Origin of the sequence: Gluconobacter cerevisiae (assembly GCF_015244675.1) — a bacterium.
In the GTDB taxonomy this organism is placed as follows: Bacteria; Pseudomonadota; Alphaproteobacteria; order Acetobacterales; family Acetobacteraceae; genus Gluconobacter; species Gluconobacter cerevisiae.
In genome coordinates this window covers 15,042-37,484 of record NZ_JABCQO010000003.1, presented here as the reverse complement: position 1 = coordinate 37,484, position 22,443 = coordinate 15,042, and the positions used below count along the sequence as shown (strand labels likewise).

The following is a 22,443-nucleotide window of genomic DNA, read 5'->3' as shown; positions in this document are numbered from 1 at the left end:
GGGTATAGCCCTCCCATGCAACAAGATGCGACCCCGTGCCGTACTGGCACATCACCCCGCTGGACGGGATGTTTTTTTCGATCAGAGGTTCACCTGCCATTATGACACTGCCCGACAGGACTGACATCCCTGCGCCACATGATGATCTTGTGGTCCGGCCAGTGACGACACGGGCTGATCTCAAACTGTTCACGACGCTGCCACGTCGTATTTATGCCGGAATGGCCGGTTTTGTTCCGGCTTTCGACATGGAACAGGATGATCTACTGAATCCGAAAAAAGCGCCGATTTTCCGCCATGCGAGCATCCGCTATTTTCTGGCGTGGCGTGGAAACACGGCTGTGGGGCGCATTGCGGCAATCGTGGACCATCGTGCCATTGAGCACTGGGGTATGAAAATCGGTTGTTTCGGCGCGCTTGATGCTGTTCCTGAAGGGAGCGTTGTCAGCGCACTGCTGGAGACGGCCCGGAACTGGCTGCGTCTTCAAGGCATGCAGACAATGCGCGGGCCGGTGACACTGAGCGGCAACGGCGAATCCGGCCTGATGGTCGAGGGGCAGGATCAGCCTCTGATGGTCGCGATGCCCTGGCATCCTCGCCTTATGGGCAAACTTGTTGAAGATGCAGGTTACAAGCCGGTTGAGGATCTGGTCAGCTACAAGCTTGATCTTGATGACAAGACAGAGGCGCGTTTCAAGGTTCCGGGAGATCTTCAGATTGGTGAAGGCCGACTCGGTTCCATCGCTATCAGGCGCCTGTCTAAGAAGCAGATTGCCGAACAGGGCGAGATCCTGCGCCAGCTTTACAATGATGCCTGGAGCGACAAGTTCAATTTCGTGCCGCTTCAGGATTACGAAATGAAGGCCATGATCAAGCAGCTTGCTCCTGTTCTTCGCCCCGAACATTACGTCCAGATCGATCAGGACGGCGAGCCCGTTGCAATGGCGCTGGTGGTTCCTAATCTTTATGATATTGCCGGTGATCTTGGTGGCTCCCCCTCACCTTTGGGCTGGGTAAAGCTTGCGGCCCGACTGACGACGCATCGCTTTCATTCGGCCCGTGTCATTCTGCTCGGCGTGACGCAGCGTCTGCGCGGCACCGTTCTGGGGGCACTTGTGCCTTCACTGGCGATTGCCGAGCTGATGCGTCGCCGTAAGTCCCTGCCCTATTCCTGGGTGGAGCTGGGCTGGATTCAGGCGTCTGATTCCAACATGCGCAATCTGGCGGAAAGCATCGTACCCGAGCCATACAAGCGCTATCGGCTCTATGAACGGCAGATCGACGATCCGGCCTGAAAGCCGGATTTTTACAGGGCGGGGTTAGAAATGCTGCCAGCCGCCCTGTTCGAGAACAATATCCCGTCCTGTCGCGTCCAGAAGCCTGACACCGCGTCCTGTTTGCACCTGACCAATACGATGAACCGGGATGCCGGCATCCTGGCATGCAGACTGAAGCGCGTGTGACCGTTCGGGCGGGCATGTGAGAAGCAGCTCGTAATCGTCGCCGCCACTCAGGCGTTGCATGAGCAAGGTCTGTCCGAGCGAGGCAGCCGCCTCCGAGACCGGAACGTCTTTAGCATTGAGAACAAGCTGGACACCGGATTCTGCTGCGATATGACCGCAGTCCTGAATGAGACCGTCTGAGATATCCATGGCCGCGCTGACGATGCGGTGAAGTTTTAAACCTGTTCTGGGCTGAGGCAGATGGTATCGCTCGGCCAGAAAACCCGAAGTGTCTTCCAGTTTACCCTGAAGAACCATCAGCCCTAGAACGGCATCTCCGATCGTACCTGTGACCCAGATATCGTCGCCTGCTCTGGCCCCGTTGCGGCGAAGGGCACGGTTCTGTCTGAGAAGTCCGAATACGGTGGCGGACAGGACCAATGGCCCGGAAATCGAAGTCGTATCGCCGCCGATCAGATGTACGTCGTAGCGCTTCTGGTCTTCCGCGAGGCCGCGCGAAAACGCAGCAAACCAGTTGTCGTCGTGTCGGCCTCCGCGTGGGACAGTTACGTTCAACGTATAGGCATGAGGTCGTGCCCCCATGGCCGCCAGATCGGACAGGTTGCAGCGAAGCAGCTTGCGACCGAGGGTTTCTGGCGGGTCGTCCGGAAGGAAATGGACATTTTCGACCATGGTGTCGGTCGAGATGGCAAATTCCTCGCCGTCGGGACAGCGCATCAATGCGCAGTCATCCCGCAGGTCGAGGGCTTCTGCTCCGGCGAGAGGCCGGAAATGACGGGCGATGAAGCTGAACTCGCCTGATCCGGCGTTTTCGGAGTCCGATCTGCCCGTCATGGATCAGGCGTTGCCGTCATTACCGCTGCGGCTGATTGTATCGAGGATGCCGTTGACCATCTTGGGTTCGTCGCCGGAGAAGAAGCCGTGAGCGACGTCAAGATATTCGTTGATGATGATCCGGTCCGGAGTGTCCGTACCGATCAGTTCGAAAACGGCACCACGCAGCAGCGCGCGCAGGACGGGGTCCAGACGCGGGAGTGGCCACTGTTCGGGCAGGACGCCGCTCAACTTCGCGTCGATGTCGTCCTGTCGGCGGGTGACGCCAAGGACGATTTCCTGAAACAGTTTTAGGTCGGCATCGGGAATATGACCGTCTTCGAATAAAGCCGTGGAGCTGACGCGGCGATGGCGGATGAACTGGCTGATGACGGTTTCCGCCGTGTCGCCGGACTGTTCGCACTGGAACAGCGCCTGAACGGCTGCGACGCGGGCAATGGTCCGGCTCCGGCGCGTCGGGTTGGTGGCGGGGGCGTCGGTAACGGTCATGGTGTCTCCTGGGAGTCGTCGGGGGACGGTGCGTCCGTTTCCCCGGGAATGGGTTTCATGTCGGCGAGGATTTTCGAGAACGCTTCGACCTCGCGGAAGTCGCGGTAGACGCTGGTGAAGCGGACATAGGCCACTCCGTCCACTTCGCGCAATGCGTCCATCGCAAGCTGACCGATGCGATGGGAAGAAACTTCATGCTCTCCCGAAGCTTCAAGCTGTCGGACCAGTCCGTTGACCAGTTGTTCCTGACGTTCTTCGGGAACCGGGCGTTTACGCAGGGCGACCCGAATGGAACGTGCCAGCTTGTCCCGGTCGAAAGGAACGCGCCGACCGTCTGCTTTGGTGACGGAGAGTTCGCGGAGCTGAACGCGCTCGACGGTCGTAAAGCGCTGCGTGCATGCCGAACAGACGCGCCGGCGACGGATGGCAATGCCGTCTTCCGTGGACCGGCTGTCCTTGACCTGGGTGTCGTCATGTCCACAAAAAGGGCAACGCATTCGCGATCCTGAGAGTTCGGGCCTTGTCGGGGCCGGGTAAGTGGGCGCACTTTACCGGATGATGCGTTCTGGCCCAAACGGGGCCTTGCATGAGACTTAAACTACCGGGAGACTGTCGTTGAAACGGGTATCTGTCCTGACCGCCCTCTTTGTTTTCTCTGCGTCCCAGGCATTGGCTCAGCAGTCTCCTTCGGGGGCTGTGCCGCCGCCGGATGTTGCTCATGATGCACAGCGGGTCGTGGTTCTGGACGGGACATTCCGCCCCTCAGCATATTTTCCAAACCGTGGAGCGGGTTATTTCACGATTCGCAACGATGACGGCGTCGACCATCTCCTGAAGGGGATTTCGTCTCCGCTCTGTGAGAACGTGGTTGCGCATCATACGAACCAGCAGCAGACCGAAGGGGCAAATGACCTCTTTACCCATCTGGCTCTGCCTCACGACTCCACGATGATTTTCCCGCGCTCGGGCTATCACATGATGTGTATGGGCATTCGGCAGATGCCTGCTGTGGGGAGCAAGGTGCCCTTTACGTTCGATATTCTGAATGCAGGCAGCATCACCGTCAGTTTCACCGTGACGGGGCCTGACGAACTGACTCACGACTGAGTTTTCAGTGGGCTGAGGCAGGCTCGCGGATTTCCCGCAGAACGGTCAGCACGGCAGTTCCGTAACGGTCCAGTTTTGAGGCGCCGACCCCCTTGATGCAGCCCAGACCGTCCCGGCTATCCGGCTGCTCGCGGGCGATATCTCGCAGGACGGAATCGTGGAAAATGACATAAGGCGGGATTTCCTGCTCCCGCGCTTCGGACAGACGCCACTGTCGCAGGGCATCGAAATACGGTTTTTCATCCGCTAAGAGGCGATCGTTTTCCGTATTGCCGTCAGAGCCCGCGCTGGCAGTCAGGGCGGCTTTGGCTTCAAGCCTGAGCGCGACACGTTCCTCACCGCGCAGGATCGGGCGGGCAATCTCGCTCTGGAGGGCCAGGCTGCCATATTCGCCGTGCATCCGTATGGCGCCGCGTGCGATCAGTTGTCGAATGACGGCACGCCACCACTGTTCGCTATGGTCCTTGCCGATTCCGAACACCGAGAGATGCTGGTAGGCATTGCGTTCAATGGTTTCGTTGGTCTTACCGCGCAGAATGTTGGAGAGCTGGATCGCGCCAAGACGCTGATCGGTGCGGTAGATCGCGGAGAGGACTTTCTGGGCGGCCTGTGTTCCGTCGAAAGTCGAGACCGGATTGATACAGTTGTCGCAATGGCCACAGGGCTGGGGAAGATTTTCCCCAAAGCAGGCAAGCAGCGCCTGGGTACGGCAGCCCGTGGTTTCCGTAAGCGCGATCATGCTTTCCAGCCGGGCCTGCATCACGCGCTTTTCGTTGTCGGGAGCGCTGGACTGTTCAAGCCAGTATCGTGCCCGCGCCATGTCCTCACCGCCATAAAGCAGGAGCGTGTCGGAAGGTTCGCCGTCGCGCCCTGCCCGTCCGATCTGCTGGTAATACGCTTCCGGCGATGAGGGCATGTCCAGATGAACGACGCAGCGCACGTCGGGCCGGTCGATGCCCATGCCGAAGGCGATGGTCGCGACAATCACCATTTCCTCGCCGGAGCGGAAACGCATCAGGGTGGCGCGTTTTTCCATGGCGGACAGGCCTGCGTGAAACGGCAGCGCTGTCAGTCCCTTGTCGCGCAGCATTGTGGCGACGCGCTCTGTCTTGTTGCGACTGCCGCAATAGACAATGGAGGCCCCTTCACGGTGGCTTTGCAACGTTTCGAGGAGCTGGCGGCTTTCGCTGGCTTTGGCGCGCGCCTCCACAATCAGGTTGGGGCGATGGAAACTCGCCATCAGAACCTGTGCTTCAGGCATGCCCAATGCGTTCAGAATATCGTCGCGTGTTCGCGGATCGGCTGTGGCCGTCAGGGCAATACGGGGAACATCTGGAAACATTTCAGGCAGGCTGGCAAGTGCGCGGTATTCCGGACGGAACTCATGCCCCCAGGCCGAAATGCAGTGTGCTTCGTCAATGGCGATCAGCGAGATCTGACGTTTTGAAAGGAAATTCGCTGTGGAAGGCTGAAGCAGCCGTTCGGGAGAAATATAGAGAATGTCGATCCGGTTGTTGCGCAGATCGCTCTGGAGCTGTTCGCGTTCATCCGGTTCAAGCCCGGAATGCAGGGCGGCGGCCCGAACTCCAAGCTGTCGCAGCCCGGCAACCTGATCGTCCATCAGGGCGATCAGGGGTGAAATGACGAGACCCATGCCTTCCCGGCAGAGCGCAGGAACCTGATAGCACAAGCTCTTGCCGCCGCCGGTCGGCATCAGGACGAGAACGTCTTCGCCTCGCATGACCGTTTCGACGGCGTCTTTCTGGAGGCCACGAAAACCCGAAAATCCGAAGATTTCCGCCAGAACCTCTTCAGGCGTCAGGGCTGTGCCGACACCTGTTTCGTCGGAAGACGTGGTCTGCGATTGCGTCATTTCTGCTTCCGGATCAGAGACCCGGAACGATGGTGATGGAAACGCGGCGCAGCGCCACGTGTGAGTCTTCAAGCTGGCTCGGCGTGTACGGCGTCATTTCGATCTTGGCGCCGTTGATGCCGTCATTGCTGAGCTGTGTGGCAACAACCTGTGCACGGCTCGTGGCCAGTTCCTTCAGGACTGCGGCATCACCATTCACTCCCGCTGAGCCGGAAACGCGAACGACCGTGGCATGTTCGGCACGGGCTGCTGTGGCGGCCTTGGTGACGACAGCCTGTGCGACGGGACTGAGTGTGACGGATTCACGGTCAAAGAAAACGACGTAGCTGTCGCGGGTAGGTTGTTCGGCACACCCTGCCAGCGTAGCTGACAGAACGAAAACCGGGGCCGCGATGCGGATGAGGGAGAGGAAACGTGCCATGGCGTAGCGTCCTGTCAGGATGGAAAGGTGTGAAGCTGGGTCGGCGTGCGCCGTTCAGCATGCACTGGAAATAACCTGTCCGTCTTCCAGGCGCCAGATGCGGTCAAGTTTTTCCACGCCTGTCAGACGATGTGCGATCAGCAGGACGCTTCGCCCTTCGGTCGCGTTATTGAGCGTTTCGAGAAACGCGCGCTCGGTATCGGCGTCCAGCCCCGTTGCCGGTTCGTCAAGAACGAGAATGGGCGCATCGGACAACAGGACGCGCGCCAGAGCAATACGGCGCCCCTGTCCGCCTGAAAGTTTCGAGCCGCCTTCGCCGATCCATGTCTCAAGTCCGTCAGGTAGGCTGCGAACGACATCCGCGATCCGGGCCTGTTCCAGAGCCGTCCAGAGGGCTTCTTCGGAAATATCTTCCCGGCCCAGAAGGAGATTGCCGCGGACCGTATCATCAAACAGATGACTGGCCTGTGACAGCCATGCGATCTGGGCGCGGAGATCGCTGTCGCGCAGGGTGTTGATGTCAGTCCCGCCCAGCAGGATCTGGCCCTGAGCGGGAGATGTGGCCTTGAGGATCAGCGCGGCCAGACTGGATTTTCCAGCTCCGGAAGACCCGATCAGTGCCACGCGCTCACCCTGACGCAGGGTCAGGCTCAGATTGTGGAAGATCGGCGCCCGATCCGGTGTCCAGCTGAACGTCACGTTTTCGAGACGCAGATCCCGTCCAGCCGGGAGTGGCGCATTGCCTTCTGGAGCCGGAGGAGCCTTATCGGCAATCTCGACAATCCGCTGTGCCGCGTGCTTGACCTGTCCGCTCAGCAGACCGGCTCGCGCCAGACCTGTCACGCCTTCGAGGGCGGTGATCGCAACAAAAAGCGCAGTAAGGCCAGCGACTGCCGGCGCCTGCGGGAATAAGATTCCGGCTACTGCGCACAGGATGATGGCGATACCGCCTTTGGCGATGAGGCCTGCAAAACCCTGCATGAGTGCCATGCGGGTCTGCTGACGGCGTTGGGTCTTGAAAAGGGTTTCCTGCCGCTCCGTAACGACGGCGGCGAGGACGTCTTCCGCACCGAACGCCCGTGCTTCGCGGAGGCCCGAGGTGAGGTCCAGTGCCGCAATTCGAAGTTCGGATTCCGCATGCAGGATGTCCGGTCCGAAGCGCTTGGACAGGTGCGCGCCCATCAGCGGCAGAACGAAGGCAAGGACGGCAAACAGTGCGCCTGTCAGCAGCCCGGCCTGTGTTCCTGCCTTCATCCAGACGATCGTAGCGATCGGAAGCGTCAGCAGCGCTGAAACCAGCGGCACAAAAATTCGCAGATACAGGTTGTCGAGCGTCTGGACGTCGGACACCAGGCGGGACAACAGGTCTCCTGAACGCTGGAAGCCTAGTCCTGCCGCCGCGCCACCAGCGAGTTTGCGATAGAACCAGACCCGCAGATCCGCCAGAGCGCGAAACATGGCGTCATGGGTATACAGACGCTCCACATAGCGCAGGACGATCTGGGCGGCGCCGGACAGGCGCAAAAGGAGATAGGCAGCCCCAACGCCAATCGCGGCCCCCGCCAGCCGACCACCCGCCTGCCCCATCAGAGCCAGTCCCGCACATACCGCGAGTTCGGCAATGACGATGCCTGTGATGAGGCGCGTATATTGCGGACGCCAGACCTGAAGGATTCGGGAAAGCGCCATTTCGCTGTGTGTTTCCCGGATCGGGTTCGAGGGCAGCGGGGCGCTCATGCGGCTTCTCCCGTAAAGGCGATGGCACGGCCACCATCAAGGACAAGGCGACGTCCCTGAAACTGTCTGGCCTGTGCAGAATGGCTGCAAAGAATGACAGTCCGGCCCTTTGCCAGTTCTTTCAGGCTTGCGAGAATGCCGGCCTCGGTTTTCGGGTCAAGATGGGATGTTGGCTCATCCAGCAGCAAAAGCGGCGAGTTCTTGAGATAGGCGCGGGCAATGGCAATGCGTTGCGCCTGACCGCCAGAAAGGCCGAACCCGCCCTCGCCGATGCGTGTTTCCAGACCGTCTGGCAGCGATGACAGATAGTGATCGACCGCAGCGGCGGAAATGGCGTGATCCAGTTCGTCTGTCGTCGCGTCAGGCTTGGCGAACAGGATGTTCTCGCGGATGGTCCCGGCAAACAGAACAGGCTTTTGACCGATCCAGCTGATCAGGGAGGAAACCTGTCGTGGAGAAAAATCCTGCATGTCCTGCCCATCAAACAGGATGCGTCCCTGTGAGGGTGCGACAAAGCCGAGCAGCAGTTCCAGAAGTGTGGATTTCCCTGCTCCGGATGCGCCTTCCAGAATGAGCGTTTCGCCTGCGGCAAGAGCGAAGCTGATATCGTGAATGACCGTGCCGCGCTGTTCATCCCATGCAAAAGAGACGTTCTCTGCCGTGACCGAAATGCCGCCGTCGGCATGGAGGATATCAGAGGTGGCGACCGTCCGTTCGGTTAGCGGAGCAAGTTCATGCATGGCTTCTGCGGCGGCGGTAGCGTGCGCGCGGTCCTGATAGGCCGCTGAAAGTGCACGGAACGAGGCAAATGCTTCAGGAACCAGAAGAACGGCGTAGAGCGCTCTGGTCAGGACGGCGTTGGACGGATGTCCCATGAGGGTGTGGGCCTGCGTCACGACGATCAGCACGAGTGCTACGACCATGGCCACATCCGTGGTGGCAGAGGCGAGAAAGGCGATCCGCAGGACTTTCATGGTGCGTTGACGAAGATCATCGGCGCTTTTCGCCAGGGCCTGTGCCTCCCGTTCGGTTCCGCCTGAGAGAACGATGGTCGCAATCCCTTTCACACGGTCCAGAAAACGTGTCTGAAGGCGTGTCATGGCCAGAAACTGTTTGCGGGATGCCACAGCTGTGGCGATTCCGAAGACGGCCTGAAAAATGGGAAGTACAGCGCAACATGCGGCAAGAATCAGACCTGCCTGATGGTTCTCGACGTAAACTGCGATCACGACCAGCCATTGAGAGATCAACCAGAGCGATGAGGCAGGCAGCCAGCGCGCGAAATAACCGTCGAGTGCTTCGATCCGGTCAACCAGCGTGGCGGCGATGGCTGCGCTATGATGACGGCGCAGAAGAGCCGGTCCTTCATTGAGGATACGGTCCAGCACTTCTTTGCGCAAACGGCGACGACCCTGAATTCCGGCGGATACGGCCGTCATCTCCTGCACCGTTGAGAGAATGACTCTGAGGAGGCACGCGAGAAGGAAGACGGCAATCGCCGGTCCGATGCTGTCTGTGTCGTGCGTCAGCACGGAGGCGAGTGTTCGTGCCAGCGCCCAGGCCTGCAAGAGTCCCAACAGGGTTGAGAGCAAACCTAAACATACTACGACAGAGGTTCGGGAGCGACTTGCGCGTCCCTGTGCCTTTACCCACGCTTTTGCGATTGTCTTGTCGGCCTTCATGACCCCTGCATATAGGTCGCAAAGGCTCGACAAGACAGTGCCTCAGGCAATTCTTGCTGCTTATTTAGAGTTTTTTGTGATTTTGTAAGCGAAACCTGCGGCTGTTACGTAGTTACCGTGCCGAGTCTTCTTCATGACTAATGGCCTTGCGCGCCATGGCGAGTGCCGTAAGAGACGGACGTTCTGGAATAAAGCGCAGAGTATACCAGGTTCCGTTTTCATTGCTAACCGTCATGTCCGCATTGATTTGCCGGGCAAAACCGCGAATGAGCTGCATTCCGATCCCTTCCCTGCGAGTCCGGGACTCGCTGGCCTGACCGGCATCAATGCCAATACCGTCATCACCCAGTTTTAGCTCCACAAGTCCTTCTTTTTCAGGATCTGCCGGGACGACCTTGTGAAGGGCAATCATGATATGCCCTGCCCGTTCGCCAGGGAACGCATATCGCAGGGCGTTGCTGAGGACTTCGGTTACGATGAGCGCAATCGGTACGGCTTGATCGGGCGAGATCAGGACGTGTTCGATATCGAGTCGAAGTCGGATACGGGTCTGGGCATTCATGCTGTTGGCCGACAGTAGAATGCTGCAGAGCTCTTCAAGGAAGCTCTGGACGTCCAGCGCCGAAAGACCGCTTTCTGAATAAAGGTAGCGGTGCAGGGTCGCGAGCGCCCTTACTCTGTCACGCACGAGACGGAATTCTTCGCGGGCTTCATGCGACCGGATGCGGCTTGCCTGAAGGTTGAGTAGGGATGCTACGACCTGCAGGTTGTTTTTCACGCGGTGATGGATCTCCCGGATCAGCATGTCCTGATTCCGGGCGGATTGTTCCAGATCCTTTTCATGCTGGGTCAATCGACGTGTGGCGCGCAGGAAAGCTTTTTCCAGATGTCGGATTTCAAGAGGAATCGAATGATTGTTTCTGGGGGCGAATAGTGCACCCCTCCTCCAGTCCGCAACGGCAAGCGCAAGTTTTTCGAGAGGGGCGACCAGAAAGATGCTTGCACCCAATGCAACGCCCAGCAGTTCCAGCACGAGCAGACCAACAATCAGGCTGACCCGGATCAGAAAGATATTGAGGGCGTGACTTTCCTCGGCAGTCCGTTCGGTGACGACAATCAGGCTGACCGGTCCGTAAGCGTTCTGGAAGGCATATGTGATGCCCTGACTCGTAAAGACATCATGCTGGCTCAGGGAGGCGATATCCCGTTCGAGACGGGCCATTGCTTTTGAGGGCAGTTTTGCTGCGACGGGACGGTCCGGAAAAAGCGAAAAGAGAGAACCATCCGGCATCGCCAGAAAATGCTGGGAATGATTGTCTGTCCCGAGAAGAAGGCGACTGTCGCCTTTTGGCAAACGACTTCGCTGCCAACCCAGAGTTCGAACGGCAATGATGTAACCAGAAACAGAGTTGTTATTGAGAATGGGAACAACAAATTTCAGGAGGGGGCCCCTGTCTCCCTTCAGGACGTCAATCCCGACAACGGGAAGCTTGGCCGAAGCAGACATCATCGACGATGATGTGTGTTCCTGAGAGTGACAGATTGCCGGATCCTGCGTCGAAGGAGAAGGTAGTACAACCGATGGTCGCCCTTCTACATCTGTCAGCATCAACAGACAGTAATGGTGCTGGGAAACGGTCTGGACGAGTGCGAATTCCCGTAGCGCATTCCCTGATGAGATATCGCCGTCAGCCAACATATCCAGAAGCGTATGGGTTTGATCCAGATCTGTTGTGATTTCCGAAATCGCGAGCTGTGTATCGCGTTCGGTACGCAGGGCACTGTTACCAACATTCTGCTGGTAGCTGTGCCAGGCAAGCATGGATGCGATGATTGCGAGAGGAAGAGTGGTGGCGACGATCAACGCCATGACCCGGGCGCCGACTGTGTCGAGCATCCGGATATGACGCAGAGCACTGCGCCTGTGAAACAGACGGTGCCAGCGTCGCGGCTTCAGGTCTGGAGAACCAGACCGGATAACAGTCACTTGTTTCGATCTTCCTCGATCAGTCGGAGAAGCTCATCGGGAATCGGCTCGTTTGCTACATCATCAAAAAGCTGATGTAGGCCTCGGCTCAGCCAGATACCAAAGGGCGATTCTTGATTTTCTGCCCTGGTATCCTCGACTGAAGACTTCCGCTTGTCTCCTGCGGTCATTGGCTGGTCCCGAACCTTCCTGATACTGATTATGGCGCGAACTACGGTTTTCTTTTAAGAAACCGTTGCGGGATGAACTGCCAGAAACAGTCTTACGAAAACAGAGCGTTTTCTGCAATTGCTTCCAATCCGCAATGGATTGGGATGTTTTATTGCGGATATCAGGGTCAGGACAGCATGAGATCGTCGCACGGCCGCCCGGCACGGCTACGGGCATCCATGGCATCGCGCAGCGCCTTGACCTTTACGCGAAGCTTGTCATTCGCCGGAAGGTCTCCACTCATCCAGGCTTCCAGCTGACGACGTGCACGGAAGACACGGCTTTTTGCCGTACCAACGGCGCAATCCGTTGCTTCAGCCAGTTCTTCGTAGCTCATGCCCTGAATCACGACCATGACAAGCGCTTCACGCTGGTCGGACGGAAGGCGGGACAGCGCCATCGACAGATCCTTCAGGGCGAGATTGTCTTCATGGGTTGCCGGGCTGGCGAAGGACGAAGCGGGTACATCGTCAATATCAGTTGTCTCGCGGCGCTTGCGAAGATCGGAAATAAAGCGGTTGCGCAGAATGCGGTGCATCCAGGCCGAAAAATTCGTGCCGGGAATGAAGCTGTTCTGTGCGGCCAGAGCGTTGCACACGGCGTCCTGTACGAGATCTTCGGCGGCAGCCCGGTTGCGGGTCAGAGAAAGAGCCTGAACACGCAGCTTCGGAAGAATGGCAATGACCTGATCGTGGAACGTCATGGAACTGACTCCTGAATTTCACTCTGTTTTCAGGAGATCAATGAATGGTTGATCGAAAATGTTGCATCCGGACGAAAAAAAATTTGAAGACAAAGAAATTACTCTAAAAAGCCCGGGATTCCGGCGATATTTTTTCGGCACTTTCTCCTGAGATGGAGGACGATATGACGGCCAGTTCTGCGAGTTGGGCGCGGGCGCGGGAAACGCGCGCCTTCATTGTCCCGGCGGGCACATCGCAGACCCGGGCTGCATCTTCATAAGAGAGTTCCTGCCCCCCAACGAGGATCAATGCCTCACGCAGTAAATCCGGAAGTTTCCACAAAAGCTCTCCCAGGTCCTGAACAGCATCGCGGGCGCTCTGGCGAGACGGGGCGGCGGTTGATGGCTGCATGTCGAGTTCGATATCGAGCATGATTTCCTGTTCGCGGCTGCGTCGACGTGTCTGCTCGTAAAAAGCGTTTCTCTGAATTGTGAACAGCCACGCTTTCAGGACAGTCCCTTGCTGGAATTGATCCTGAGAAGCCAGTGCGCGGACAATCGTGTCCTGAACCAGATCATCGGCTGCGCTTATATCCCGCGTCAGAAAACGTGCGAAACCTCTCAGATCCGGGAGAGCCTGAAGCAGGTCACGATGAAAGTTCGTTTTTTGAGGCGGCAGGCCTGGCGAATGCCCGTCGGATGCGGATGTGCTCAGAAGAAAATCCTTCACGCGACATTCCAGATGGCCGCGCAGTCACGGAGACTATACGCAGATTGGTCATCGTGTCATGGTTATTCAACCTTCATAACAGGATGCATCCGATCGGGATGGATCAACAGATATCTTTTCAGGGGGCCAGCGACACATGACCGATCCGGCACGTCAGGAACTCGTCAAGGCGCTTCCCTACGCCCGTCGCTTTGCCCGCGCCTTGATTGGTGATCAGAAAACGGGCGATCAACTCGTAGCTATTGCTTTAAAAGAATTGGTGGACAGTTCACGCAGGAGTGATCTTTCTGCGCGACAGGCTCTCTACGGTCTGCTGGTAAGTGCATTCATGAAACGGCATGGTGCGGATGCCAACATCGGTATGCCACTGCGTCAGCGCGCTCTTCTTCTGCTGACATCCCTTGAAGAACAATCACTGGCTTCCAGTGCACATGCTTTGGGGATGACCGACGAACAGGCGGCGGCTGAACTCAATAAAGCCCGTGAAGGACTTCAGGAAATTGCGCAGACCAGCGTTCTGATTATCGAAGACGAACCAATCATCGCCATGGATATTCAGGATTTGGTCGAACGCTGTGGCCACAAAATTGCAGGTGTCGCGCATACCGAGGCCGATGCCGTCGCATTGGCAGCAAAAACGAAACCCGGCCTCATTCTTGCAGACATTAATCTCGGCGGCGGCGGTGACGGCATGCAGGCTGTAGGGCGTATCCTGCGGACCCATGAAGCGCCGGTTATTTTCGTTACGGCCTATCCAGAGCGCTTGCTCACAGGTGAAACGCAGGAGCCGTCCTTCGTCATCACGAAGCCGTTCGAGCCCATGACACTGGCTGTTGCGACCTACCAGGCTGTCACGGGTGGGGTTACGCCCGTCTGAGGGCATAATTTAATTTGGAGCGGGGTGGCTTGCGGCGGGTGCTCCGCTGCGACACATAGGGAGCCATGTCGGCACCCATCCTCTCTCTTCAGAACATTACGTTTACTCTTGGTGGACGTCCGCTCCTTGATGGTGCGGAGTTTGCTGTCCTGCCCGGTGAGCGCATTTGCCTTGTCGGTCGGAATGGTTCCGGAAAATCCACGCTGCTGAAGATCGCTTCAGGCGATATCGTCGCGGATTCCGGAAAGCGTTTCGTGCAGCCCGGCACAAAGGTCCATTATCTGGCGCAGGAGCCGGATCTTTCGCGCTACGCCACAACATTCGATTATGCGTCCGAAGGTCTGGACGAGACCGAGGCCTATCGAGCGCGCTCCATGCTGGCGGAACTCGGGATGACGGGAGAGGAAGGTTGTCAGAGTCTTTCTGGTGGTGAAGTGCGACGTTGCGCCCTCGCCCGTGCTCTTGCTGCCGAACCTGATCTGCTACTGCTTGACGAGCCAACCAACCATCTGGACCTTCCGTCCATTACGTGGCTGGAAAAAGAGCTTTCTGCTTCCCGTTGCGCGATGATCGTCATCAGTCATGACCGTCGTCTGCTGGAGACTTTGTCTCGCAGCGTCGTCTGGTTGGAAAATGGTGTGACGCGGCGGCTTGATCAGGGGTTTGCGCGCTATGAAACCTGGCGCGACGAGGTTCTGGAGCAGCAGGAGCGCGATGCACATAAACTGGACCGACAGATCGCGCGGGAAGAAGACTGGATGATTTACGGCGTCACGGCGCGCCGCAAGCGCAATGTCCGCCGTGTCGGAGAATTGGCAGCGCTTCGGGCGCAGCGTCGTGAGCTTGCCTCCCGCAACAAGGGCACGCTACGGATGGCGGCGACTGATGCCGAAAGCGCAGGCAAGATCACGATTGCAGCAGAAGGCGTCAACTGGGCCTATGATGATCGGGCCATCGTCAGGGATCTCGATCTGAGAATTCTGCGTGGTGATCGGCTGGGTCTGGTGGGAGCGAACGGCGCAGGAAAAACAACGCTTTTGCGTCTTTTGACTGGGAAGATGGAGCCGCAATCCGGCACCATCAAGATGGGGCCTTCCGTGGCTATGGTGACGCTGGATCAGCAGCGGGAAAGCCTCGATCCAACGAAGACGCTGGCCGAGACCCTCGCTGGTGGCAGTGGAGATATGGTGCAGGTCGGCGACGAAAAGCGCCATGTCATCGGGTATATGAAAGACTTCCTGTTCCGTCCTGAACAGGCTCGCACCCCGGTAGGAAAACTCTCAGGGGGAGAGCGCGGTCGGCTGGCGCTGGCCTGCGCGCTGGCCAAGCCGTCGAGCCTCATGGTACTTGATGAGCCGACGAACGATCTCGATCTGGAAACGCTGGATCTTCTTCAGGATATGCTGGCCGATTATGCGGGTACGGTCCTGCTGGTAAGCCATGATCGTGATTTTCTGGATCGAGTTGCGAGTTCGGTTCTGGTGTCAGATGGTGGCGGTGAGTGGATCGAATATGCGGGCGGCTATTCGGATATGCTGATCCAGCGTGGAGAAGCTCCGGCAGGGCGTGAAATCTCCTCTTCGGGCGCAGAGGAGATCGCGCCAAAATCTGCTTTAAAAACAGATAAAAAGGCGAAGAAGCTTAGCTATAACGACAAACGTGCGCTGGATCTGCTTCCAAAGAAAGTGGCTGATCTGGAAAAGAAGATTCAGACCTATCGCGATGTTCTCGCAGATCCGGCGCTTTATAGCCGGGATTTTGCAAAATTCGAGAAAACCACACAGCATCTGGAAGCTGCCGAGAAGGAATTGACCCAATCGGAGGAGGAGTGGCTCGAACTGGAAATGAAAAAAGAACTTCTTGAAAATCAGTGATTTGAAAGAAGTCTTTTAGACTTTTGATGTGGCGGGAATCAGGCCGGAAAGCTCCATCATCTGTCTCGAACGCTTGATGCTATCCGTGACTCTAATGGCAGCGTCCAAAGCCCTGATCCCCGCTTGTGCATCGACCAGAACGGGGGAGCCGTAAAGGCATGAAGCAGCGAAGGCTTCATGTTCTGCAGCCAGATTGTCATGATCTTTCCAGCTTATGGCTTCGCGGCGAAAGCCTCCTGTGCCCGGAAGCGGCATTCCTCGGTCACGACCAATGAAGCTCAGTTTTCGCCCCATGAAGTCGGCAGAAAGATATCCGTTCTGTGAGAATAGCCGCATACGGCGTTCTGTTTTCAAGGAAATCCGGCTCGCGGTGATGGTGGCCACGCACCCGTTTTCAAATCTGACGCGGGCGTTGGCAATGTCTTCATGTGCGCTCGAAACAGCCGCTCCCAGTGCATCGATTTCCGCGATGGGGCTGTCCACGATCGCCAGAACGAGATCCAGGTCATGGATCATGAGGTCAAGAATGACCGAAACGTCCGTCCCGCGGGACTTGTATGGGGCAATGCGGGTTGCTTCGATGTAGAGGGGGGCCTTGATCCGTTCAGTGATGGCGTGATGTTCGGCGGAATAACGCAGAAGGTGGCCGACCTGAAGGATTTTTCCGGTCTGTTCTGCCAGTTTGGCGAGGGCATATGCCTCGTCCAGTTTGGCGGCGATCGGTTTTTCGACCAGAACATGTCGTCCTGCCCTGAGAGCCTGACTGGTCAGGCGGAAATGATATTCCGCCGGCGCTGCGATAATGACAGCATCAACCTGTTCAAGAAGATTTTCGTAGCTTGTGGCAATTCCGCAACGAGCTTCCGATGCCACAACTGCTGCACGGGCCGGATCTGGATCGTAAAGGGCGACTAGCTGCTCCGCCGGGTTTGCTGCGGATTTGAGAGCGTGAAACCGTCCGAAATGACCGGCACCGACGATGCCGACACGAAGCTGCTGCGTTGTATTCATGCAGGTACGCTTATCAGGCACGCTGTTTTCCGGGAAGGTCGTGCGCGCCCAAACAGGCAAAAGGTTGCATCGGCATGGCGGAAACGGCATGGTCCCGGCCAGAAAATGATCTGAAAAACGATCTGTCCAAATCCGCCGAGGACGTCTCGATCTGATATGATGTATTATAGCCGGCTCAGACTGCTGGGCGTCGCAGGCATCTGCCTGATTGGCGTGCTCCTGTGTCTGCCCAACTTCCTGCGTTCTCCCACGCCGTCCCTGCCCTGGCGGCAGATCCATCTGGGGCTCGATCTGCGGGGTGGGTCCTACCTTCTCCTTCAGCTCGATCTGAAATCCCTTGAGCACGACCGTCTGCAATCCCTTCAGGATCAGGTGCGCCAGACCCTTCTGGATCACTCCCTCGGGTATCGGGATTTCGTCCGTGATGATGCGTCTGCGAGCCTGAGCTTTGCGCCGCGTTCGGATGCCGAGCGTGCTGCGGCGCTCAAAGCCATGCAGTCCCTGCCGCCCGTGGTGCCGAACGAATTCACGACGTCCGAAAAAGACGGGCGGATCGTTCTGACGCTTCAGCATGAGGCGATGCTGGCCCGGGCGCGTGAGGCTGTTGCGCAGTCCATCGAGATCGTTCGCCGTCGTATCGATGCGACGGGTGCGATTGATCCGAGTATTGCGCGTGAAGGTGACGACCGGATTGTTGTCGAGCTTCCGGGTGTCAGCGACCCGGAGCGGATCAAGAGCCTGCTGGGCACGACGGCACGCCTGACCTTCCGTCTGCTGGCTCCGAACCCGAGCGTTGCGAGCCCCGGCTCCACGATGCTTGAAGACGAGAGCATGCATACGCAGGTGGCAGTGCAGGATCATGTCGATGTCGACGGCACGGATCTGACGAATGCCGGTGCGGTGATCGATCAGCAGAGCGGTGGCTGGGCTGTGACGTTCCAACTCAACAGTGCGGGTGCGACGGCGTTTGCGAATGTCACGCGAGCCAATGTCGGCAAGCGCTTTGCGATCGTTCTGGACAACAAGGTTATTGAGGCCCCGAACATCATCAGCCCGATCACGGCCGGAAACGGTCAGATCACGGGGGGATTCAATGCGCGCAGTGCGTCAGATCTGGCGCTGCTGTTGCGCGCTGGTGCGCTGCCTGCTCCGCTGTCTGTGGTCGAGCAGCGCACGATTGGCCCGAGCCTTGGTGCTGCGTCCATTCGTGCCGGTATTATCAGCCTGCTGACTGGCCTGCTGCTGGTCATCGTGTTCATGGTGCTGTTTTACGGTCGCTTTGGTCTGTATGCCGATATCGCGCTCTTTGCGAACCTGATCCTGATGGTTGGTATCCTGTCGCTGTTTCAGGCGACACTGACCCTGCCGGGTATGGCCGGTATGCTGCTAACTTTGGGTATGGCCGTTGATGCAAATATCCTGATCAACGAGCGTATCCGCGAGGAAGTGAAGCGCGGCCGGGGTCCGCTTCAAGCGCTTCAAGCGGGTTTTGACCGCGCGACCGGCACGATCATCGACAGTAATGCCACGGCGTTTCTTGCACATGTCATGCTCTTCGTGTTCGGAACGGGGCCTGTCCGCAACTTCGCCCTGACGATCACTATTGGTATCGTCACGACCCTCTTTACGACCCTCCTGCTGTCACGCCTTCTGGTCGTGCGGTGGTACGCCCTCGCCCGTCCCAAAGAACTTCCGGTCTGATCGTCATGCTGTCACGTCCTCTTTTCCGTTTTGTCCGTGACGATCGGCGCATCAATTTCATGCGCGGCCGTCACATGGGGTTGATCGTTTCGGCGGTCCTGTCCATTGCTTCCGTCATCCTGTTCTTCCAGCCTGGTCTGAAGCTTGGGCTGGATTTCCGCGGTGGCATCATTGTGGAAGCCCAGACCCCCGGCCCTGCCGATTTCGGCAAGCTGCGGGCCGCGCTGGACCATGCCGGTATTCATCCGGACGCCGTGCAGGCGTTCGGGTCGCCGCGTGATGTTCGGATTTCGATCAATGCGCCCGAAGGGGCAGATCGTGAGGCGCAGACCCAGAAGCTGGTCGATGGTGTCAAGAACGCCATATCGGCTGCCGAACCGGGCACACAGGTTCTGCGTGCCGATGCCGTGGGGGCTTCGGTATCGTCCGAACTGTTTCGCGACGGCCTGCTGGCGCTCGGCTTCAGCCTTGCGATGATTCTGGTCTATATCTGGGTTCGCTTCGAGCGTGAGTTTGCCATCAGTGCCGTGGTGACGCTCATCCTTGATCTGACCAAGACGATCGGTTTTCTGGCCATCACGCGCTTTGAGTTCGATCTTGTGATGGTTGCGGCTCTTCTGACGATCCTGGGCTATTCCACGAACGACAAGGTTGTGGTTTACGACCGTATCCGCGAAAACCTGCGCAAGTATCGGACGATGCCGCTGCGGGAGTTGCTGGACCTGTCCATTAACGAGACACTGAACCGTACGCTTGGCACGTCCATGACGGTCTTTCTGGCAGCCCTGCCCCTGGCGCTGTTCGGGGGAAGCACCCTGACCGGTTTTGCCACCGTCATGCTGTTCGGGATTGTTGTGGGTACGTCCTCGTCGATCTTCATCGCGGCGCCGCTTCTACTTTTGATGGGCGAGAAGCGGTTACGCAAGGAAACGAATGCAGGCTGATACGACCTGATCCGTCATACAAAAAAACCGGCGTCCCTCAGGGGAGCCGGTTTTTTTGTGTCTGCTCTGACGGATGGTCCGTCATGGAAAGAGCTTTTTGTGGCAGATCTGCCAGAAGACTGGAGAGCGCCTGATCAGCCTGCCGGTTTGCGGACGAGCTTTGCAGCTTCAAAGCGTTCAGGGTTGCTTGCTGCGCGGCCTTGTCCAGAGTAACCAGTCGGGGCAGTTCTTCCGGGCCTATCTGTCCGGTCATGACTGCCCCCCGGGCCATGCCATGCGCAATCAGATACGCATAAAGTCGGGAATTGGGGGATGGCGGCAGTCCCGTCATTTCAGGGCGTGCCGCGCATCCGGCCAGAAAGCCTCCCGCTACAAGCAGAGCCGTCGCAGAACGCCAGACTGCGGGGCGGGAAACCTTCATGGCTGTCATCAGGCGTTTTTCTGCGCCAGCAGGTCGCGGATTTCCGTGAGAAGAACTTCTTCCTTGGTCGGTGCTGGCGGAGCGGCAGGTGCTTCTGCCTGTTTGCGGCTCAGCTTGCTGAGGATGCGGGTCAGCCAGAAGATGAAGAATGCAACGATCAGGAACTGGATGACGGAATTCAGGAACAGACCGATATTCACGGTCACTGCTCCGGCCTTCTGGGCTTCGGAAAGTGTGTCCTTGACCGGCCCCTTAAGGGTGATGAACAGGTTCGAGAAGTCGACGCCGCCGGTGAGAAGGCCGATGAACGGTGTCATGACATCCTTGACCGCACTGCCGACGATCGCACTGAACGATGCACCGATCACGACACCGACGGCGAGGTCGAGAACATTGCCACGCATGATGAACTTCTGAAAATCGCTCATCCAGCCCGGGGCGTGCAGGGTGTGTTTGGTCTCGCTCATATCAAACCTTTCTTGAGATCCGTGAAGGCACGGTTGCAGGCCTGACATTCGAGCCCGCTTTCATTGCAAGGGATAAACGGACTCACATGATCCAGTAAAGGCCACTTTCATCCAGAAGCGGTTTCCGTTATACGCGCCTGATGATTCGCTCCGGTCGGCATCGGAGCTTTCTTTATGGAGAGACATTCATGAAATCCGGCATCCATCCTGACTACCACGAGATCACCGTCATCATGACCGACGGGACCGAATACAAGACGCATTCCTGCTACGGTGAAGCAGGCGCGACGCTGCGTCTCGACGTTGATCCGAAGTCCCATCCGGCCTGGACGGGCGTCCAGCGTATGATGGATACCGGAGGCCAGGTTGCAAAGTTCAACAAGCGCTTTGCAGGCATCGGTACGCGCACGAAGTAATTCGGTGCCCCTCCTCCCGCTTTCTCTTGAAGGCGGGCAGGTCGGAACCTATCTGGAGAATCAGCCGCGATGCCGTTCGGGTCGTGGCTGGTTTGACCATAGCATTTTGCCATACAGGGAAATGCGCCAGATGATTCCTGCCAGAAGGAGGTTTCAATGACTTACGACTTTACGCCGCTGTTTCGCAGCGCGATCGGCTTTGACCGACTGGCCACGATGGCTGGCAATGTTGCCAATGCCCAGGCCCTTCCAAGTTACCCCCCTTACAATATCGAAAAAACCGGCGAGACGAACTACGTCCTGACGATGGCTCTTGCGGGCTTCCGGCCTGAAGATGTGGACGTCGTTCAGGAAGACAATACGCTTGTCGTACGCGGAAGCGTTCCCGAGAACAGTCGTGACCGGGAATGGCTGCATCGCGGTATCGCTACGCGGGCGTTCGAGCGCCGTTTCGTGCTGGCGGACCATACGGAAATCGATCAGGCGGATCTGGTGAATGGGCTGCTGTCCATCATGGTCCGGCAGGTCGTGCCGGAGGCTGCCAGACCGCGTCGTATTCCGGTTCGGAGCGGAACGGGGCAGACCGCCCCGTCTGGAACGGTTTACACCGCATAAGCGCAGGGAAGGTGTGCCCTAAAAGCACGCCTTTCCGTTTTGGTGCTTGACCATCGAGGCTTTGGTGGCCCATACCCGTCTGCATTATCGCAGAGCATCCAGCAGGTGCCGCGATCATATCCCGGGCGGGATTGTTTCCTCGCCGGATACGCCCGATCGGTGCCTGCGGAAGCCGGCTCCATCCGTGTCCCAGCAAGGAACGCATCGACATGACCCTGCCTTTGATGCCCAAGGCGACGGCCGTCTGGCTGATCGAGAAAACCGGCCTGACCTTTACCCAGATCGCAGAATTCTGTGGCATGCACCCGCTTGAAGTTCAGGCGATTGCAGACGGCGAAGTTGCGGCCGGAATCAACGGCTACGACCCGGTCAAAAACCACCAGCTTGCCGAAGCTGAAATCAAGCGCTGCGAAAAAGATACCAATGCGCGCCTGAAGATCATGCCGACGGCCAGCCCCGTCAAACGCCGTGCCAAGGGCGCGCGCTACACCCCTGTGGCCAAGCGTAATGACCGTCCGGACGCCATCGCGTTCGTTCTGCGCCAGTTTCCGCAGCTTTCCGAAGCCCAGATTGTCAAGCTGCTCGGCACGACCAAGGATACCATCATCAAGGTCCGCGATCGCCAGCATTGGAATAGCGCCAACATCAAGCCGCGCGACCCCGTGATCCTCGGTCTGTGCACTCAGACCGATCTTCATGCCGCCGTTACGTCTGCGAATGATCGACTGGCGCGTGAGGGTCATGCCCTGCCGGTCGTGGAAGCCTATGTGCCGGACAGCGACAGTCACGCCTGATCCGGGATGAATGCCTGACGGGTACTGGTCCGGTGCCCTTCAGGCATGATACTGCATTGGAAAGAGTGGAAAGAATCAGTCTCTCCACAATGCCTGACTGTTCTCCGG

23 protein-coding genes are annotated in these 22,443 nt (G+C 58.0%); 9 read left to right on the top strand and 14 right to left on the bottom strand.

The window, feature by feature from the left end; genetic code table 11:
- The first annotated feature begins 101 nt into the window (after positions 1 to 101).
- On the top strand, positions 102 to 1,295 hold the full coding sequence (locus tag HKD21_RS05020) for a hypothetical protein (protein ID WP_194254523.1): 1,194 nt from the start codon (positions 102 to 104) through the stop codon (positions 1,293 to 1,295).
- 24 nt (positions 1,296 to 1,319) lie between these two features.
- Here the strand turns inward: HKD21_RS05020 and thiL are convergent, their stop codons facing one another.
- Genes thiL through nrdR form a run of 3 tightly spaced genes read right to left on the bottom strand, consistent with a single transcriptional unit; the run spans position 1,320 to position 3,283 of the window.
- Positions 1,320 to 2,297, bottom strand: a complete 978-nt coding sequence (thiL, locus tag HKD21_RS05015; RefSeq protein WP_194254522.1) for a thiamine-phosphate kinase — start codon at positions 2,295 to 2,297, stop codon at positions 1,320 to 1,322.
- A gap of 3 nt (positions 2,298 to 2,300) precedes the next feature.
- Positions 2,301 to 2,786: a transcription antitermination factor NusB gene (nusB, locus tag HKD21_RS05010; protein WP_194254521.1), complete on the bottom strand. Its 486-nt coding sequence runs from the start codon at positions 2,784 to 2,786 to the stop codon at positions 2,301 to 2,303.
- The gene (nrdR, locus tag HKD21_RS05005; protein WP_194254520.1) at positions 2,783 to 3,283 is read right to left on the bottom strand and encodes a transcriptional regulator NrdR; all 501 of its coding nucleotides are present in this window, start codon (positions 3,281 to 3,283) and stop codon (positions 2,783 to 2,785) included. Before nrdR ends, nusB begins: the two co-directional genes overlap by 4 nt.
- A gap of 118 nt (positions 3,284 to 3,401) precedes the next feature.
- Between nrdR and HKD21_RS05000 the strand changes: the two genes are divergently transcribed.
- Positions 3,402 to 3,893, top strand: coding sequence for a copper chaperone PCu(A)C (locus HKD21_RS05000; RefSeq protein ID WP_194254519.1), 492 nt, complete (start codon positions 3,402 to 3,404; stop codon positions 3,891 to 3,893).
- A gap of 4 nt (positions 3,894 to 3,897) precedes the next feature.
- On the opposite strand, the gene recQ is transcribed toward HKD21_RS05000, so the two are convergent.
- The 8 genes from recQ to HKD21_RS04960 form a co-directional block, all read right to left on the bottom strand.
- On the bottom strand, positions 3,898 to 5,766 hold the full coding sequence (gene recQ, locus HKD21_RS04995) for a DNA helicase RecQ (protein WP_194254518.1): 1,869 nt from the start codon (positions 5,764 to 5,766) through the stop codon (positions 3,898 to 3,900).
- Between the two features lie 13 nt (positions 5,767 to 5,779).
- Positions 5,780 to 6,187 (bottom strand): OmpA family protein, encoded by a 408-nt coding sequence (locus tag HKD21_RS04990; protein WP_194254517.1) that lies wholly within the window; start codon positions 6,185 to 6,187, stop codon positions 5,780 to 5,782.
- A 54-nt stretch (positions 6,188 to 6,241) separates the two neighbouring features.
- Entirely contained in the window at positions 6,242 to 7,924 is a 1,683-nt protein-coding gene (gene cydC, locus HKD21_RS04985) for a thiol reductant ABC exporter subunit CydC (protein WP_194254516.1), read from the bottom strand.
- Positions 7,921 to 9,606 (bottom strand): thiol reductant ABC exporter subunit CydD, encoded by a 1,686-nt coding sequence (gene cydD, locus HKD21_RS04980; protein WP_194254515.1) that lies wholly within the window; start codon positions 9,604 to 9,606, stop codon positions 7,921 to 7,923. The genes cydC and cydD overlap by 4 nt, the downstream gene beginning before the upstream one ends.
- Before the next feature lie 112 nt (positions 9,607 to 9,718).
- Positions 9,719 to 11,593, bottom strand: a complete 1,875-nt coding sequence (locus HKD21_RS04975) for a sensor histidine kinase (protein ID WP_322782906.1) — start codon at positions 11,591 to 11,593, stop codon at positions 9,719 to 9,721.
- Complete coding sequence (locus HKD21_RS04970) at positions 11,590 to 11,763, bottom strand: NepR family anti-sigma factor (RefSeq protein ID WP_194254514.1); 174 nt, start codon at positions 11,761 to 11,763, stop codon at positions 11,590 to 11,592. Before HKD21_RS04970 ends, HKD21_RS04975 begins: the two co-directional genes overlap by 4 nt.
- Before the next feature lie 167 nt (positions 11,764 to 11,930).
- Positions 11,931 to 12,506, bottom strand: a complete 576-nt coding sequence (locus tag HKD21_RS04965) for a sigma-70 family RNA polymerase sigma factor (protein ID WP_194254513.1) — start codon at positions 12,504 to 12,506, stop codon at positions 11,931 to 11,933.
- Between the two features lie 103 nt (positions 12,507 to 12,609).
- Entirely contained in the window at positions 12,610 to 13,131 is a 522-nt protein-coding gene (locus HKD21_RS04960) for a sigma-70 family RNA polymerase sigma factor (RefSeq protein WP_194254741.1), read from the bottom strand.
- Between the two features lie 220 nt (positions 13,132 to 13,351).
- Between HKD21_RS04960 and HKD21_RS04955 the strand changes: the two genes are divergently transcribed.
- Both HKD21_RS04955 and HKD21_RS04950 read left to right on the top strand, forming a co-directional pair.
- Positions 13,352 to 14,092 carry a response regulator gene (locus HKD21_RS04955; RefSeq protein ID WP_194254512.1) on the top strand — a complete coding sequence of 247 codons (741 nt, stop codon included), beginning with the start codon at positions 13,352 to 13,354 and terminating at the stop codon, positions 14,090 to 14,092.
- A 65-nt stretch (positions 14,093 to 14,157) separates the two neighbouring features.
- Positions 14,158 to 15,966: an ABC-F family ATP-binding cassette domain-containing protein gene (locus HKD21_RS04950; RefSeq protein WP_194254511.1), complete on the top strand. Its 1,809-nt coding sequence runs from the start codon at positions 14,158 to 14,160 to the stop codon at positions 15,964 to 15,966.
- Positions 15,967 to 15,981: 15 nt separating this feature from the next.
- Here HKD21_RS04950 and HKD21_RS04945 read toward each other — a convergent pair whose 3' ends face one another.
- Positions 15,982 to 16,977 (bottom strand): Gfo/Idh/MocA family protein, encoded by a 996-nt coding sequence (locus HKD21_RS04945; RefSeq protein WP_194254740.1) that lies wholly within the window; start codon positions 16,975 to 16,977, stop codon positions 15,982 to 15,984.
- 159 nt (positions 16,978 to 17,136) lie between these two features.
- Between HKD21_RS04945 and secD the strand changes: the two genes are divergently transcribed.
- Positions 17,137 to 18,678, top strand: coding sequence for a protein translocase subunit SecD (gene secD / locus HKD21_RS04940; protein ID WP_194254739.1), 1,542 nt, complete (start codon positions 17,137 to 17,139; stop codon positions 18,676 to 18,678).
- A 5-nt stretch (positions 18,679 to 18,683) separates the two neighbouring features.
- Positions 18,684 to 19,622, top strand: a complete 939-nt coding sequence (gene secF / locus HKD21_RS04935; protein WP_194254510.1) for a protein translocase subunit SecF — start codon at positions 18,684 to 18,686, stop codon at positions 19,620 to 19,622.
- 37 nt (positions 19,623 to 19,659) lie between these two features.
- On the opposite strand, the gene HKD21_RS04930 is transcribed toward secF, so the two are convergent.
- A complete protein-coding gene (locus tag HKD21_RS04930; RefSeq protein ID WP_194254509.1) occupies positions 19,660 to 20,052 on the bottom strand; it encodes a hypothetical protein in 393 nt (130 codons plus the stop codon).
- Complete coding sequence (gene mscL / locus HKD21_RS04925) at positions 20,052 to 20,510, bottom strand: large-conductance mechanosensitive channel protein MscL (RefSeq protein WP_194254508.1); 459 nt, start codon at positions 20,508 to 20,510, stop codon at positions 20,052 to 20,054. The genes HKD21_RS04930 and mscL overlap by 1 nt, the downstream gene beginning before the upstream one ends.
- Positions 20,511 to 20,698: 188 nt before the next feature.
- On the opposite strand from mscL, the gene rpmE reads away from it, so the two are divergent.
- The 3 genes from rpmE (at position 20,699) to HKD21_RS04910 (ending at position 22,335) form a co-directional block, all read left to right on the top strand.
- Positions 20,699 to 20,926, top strand: a complete 228-nt coding sequence (gene rpmE / locus HKD21_RS04920) for a 50S ribosomal protein L31 (protein WP_194254507.1) — start codon at positions 20,699 to 20,701, stop codon at positions 20,924 to 20,926.
- A gap of 156 nt (positions 20,927 to 21,082) precedes the next feature.
- Entirely contained in the window at positions 21,083 to 21,541 is a 459-nt protein-coding gene (locus tag HKD21_RS04915; RefSeq protein WP_194254506.1) for an Hsp20 family protein, read from the top strand.
- A 209-nt stretch (positions 21,542 to 21,750) separates the two neighbouring features.
- Entirely contained in the window at positions 21,751 to 22,335 is a 585-nt protein-coding gene (locus HKD21_RS04910) for a DUF1013 domain-containing protein (RefSeq protein WP_194254505.1), read from the top strand.
- The last annotated feature ends 108 nt before the right edge of the window (positions 22,336 to 22,443 follow it).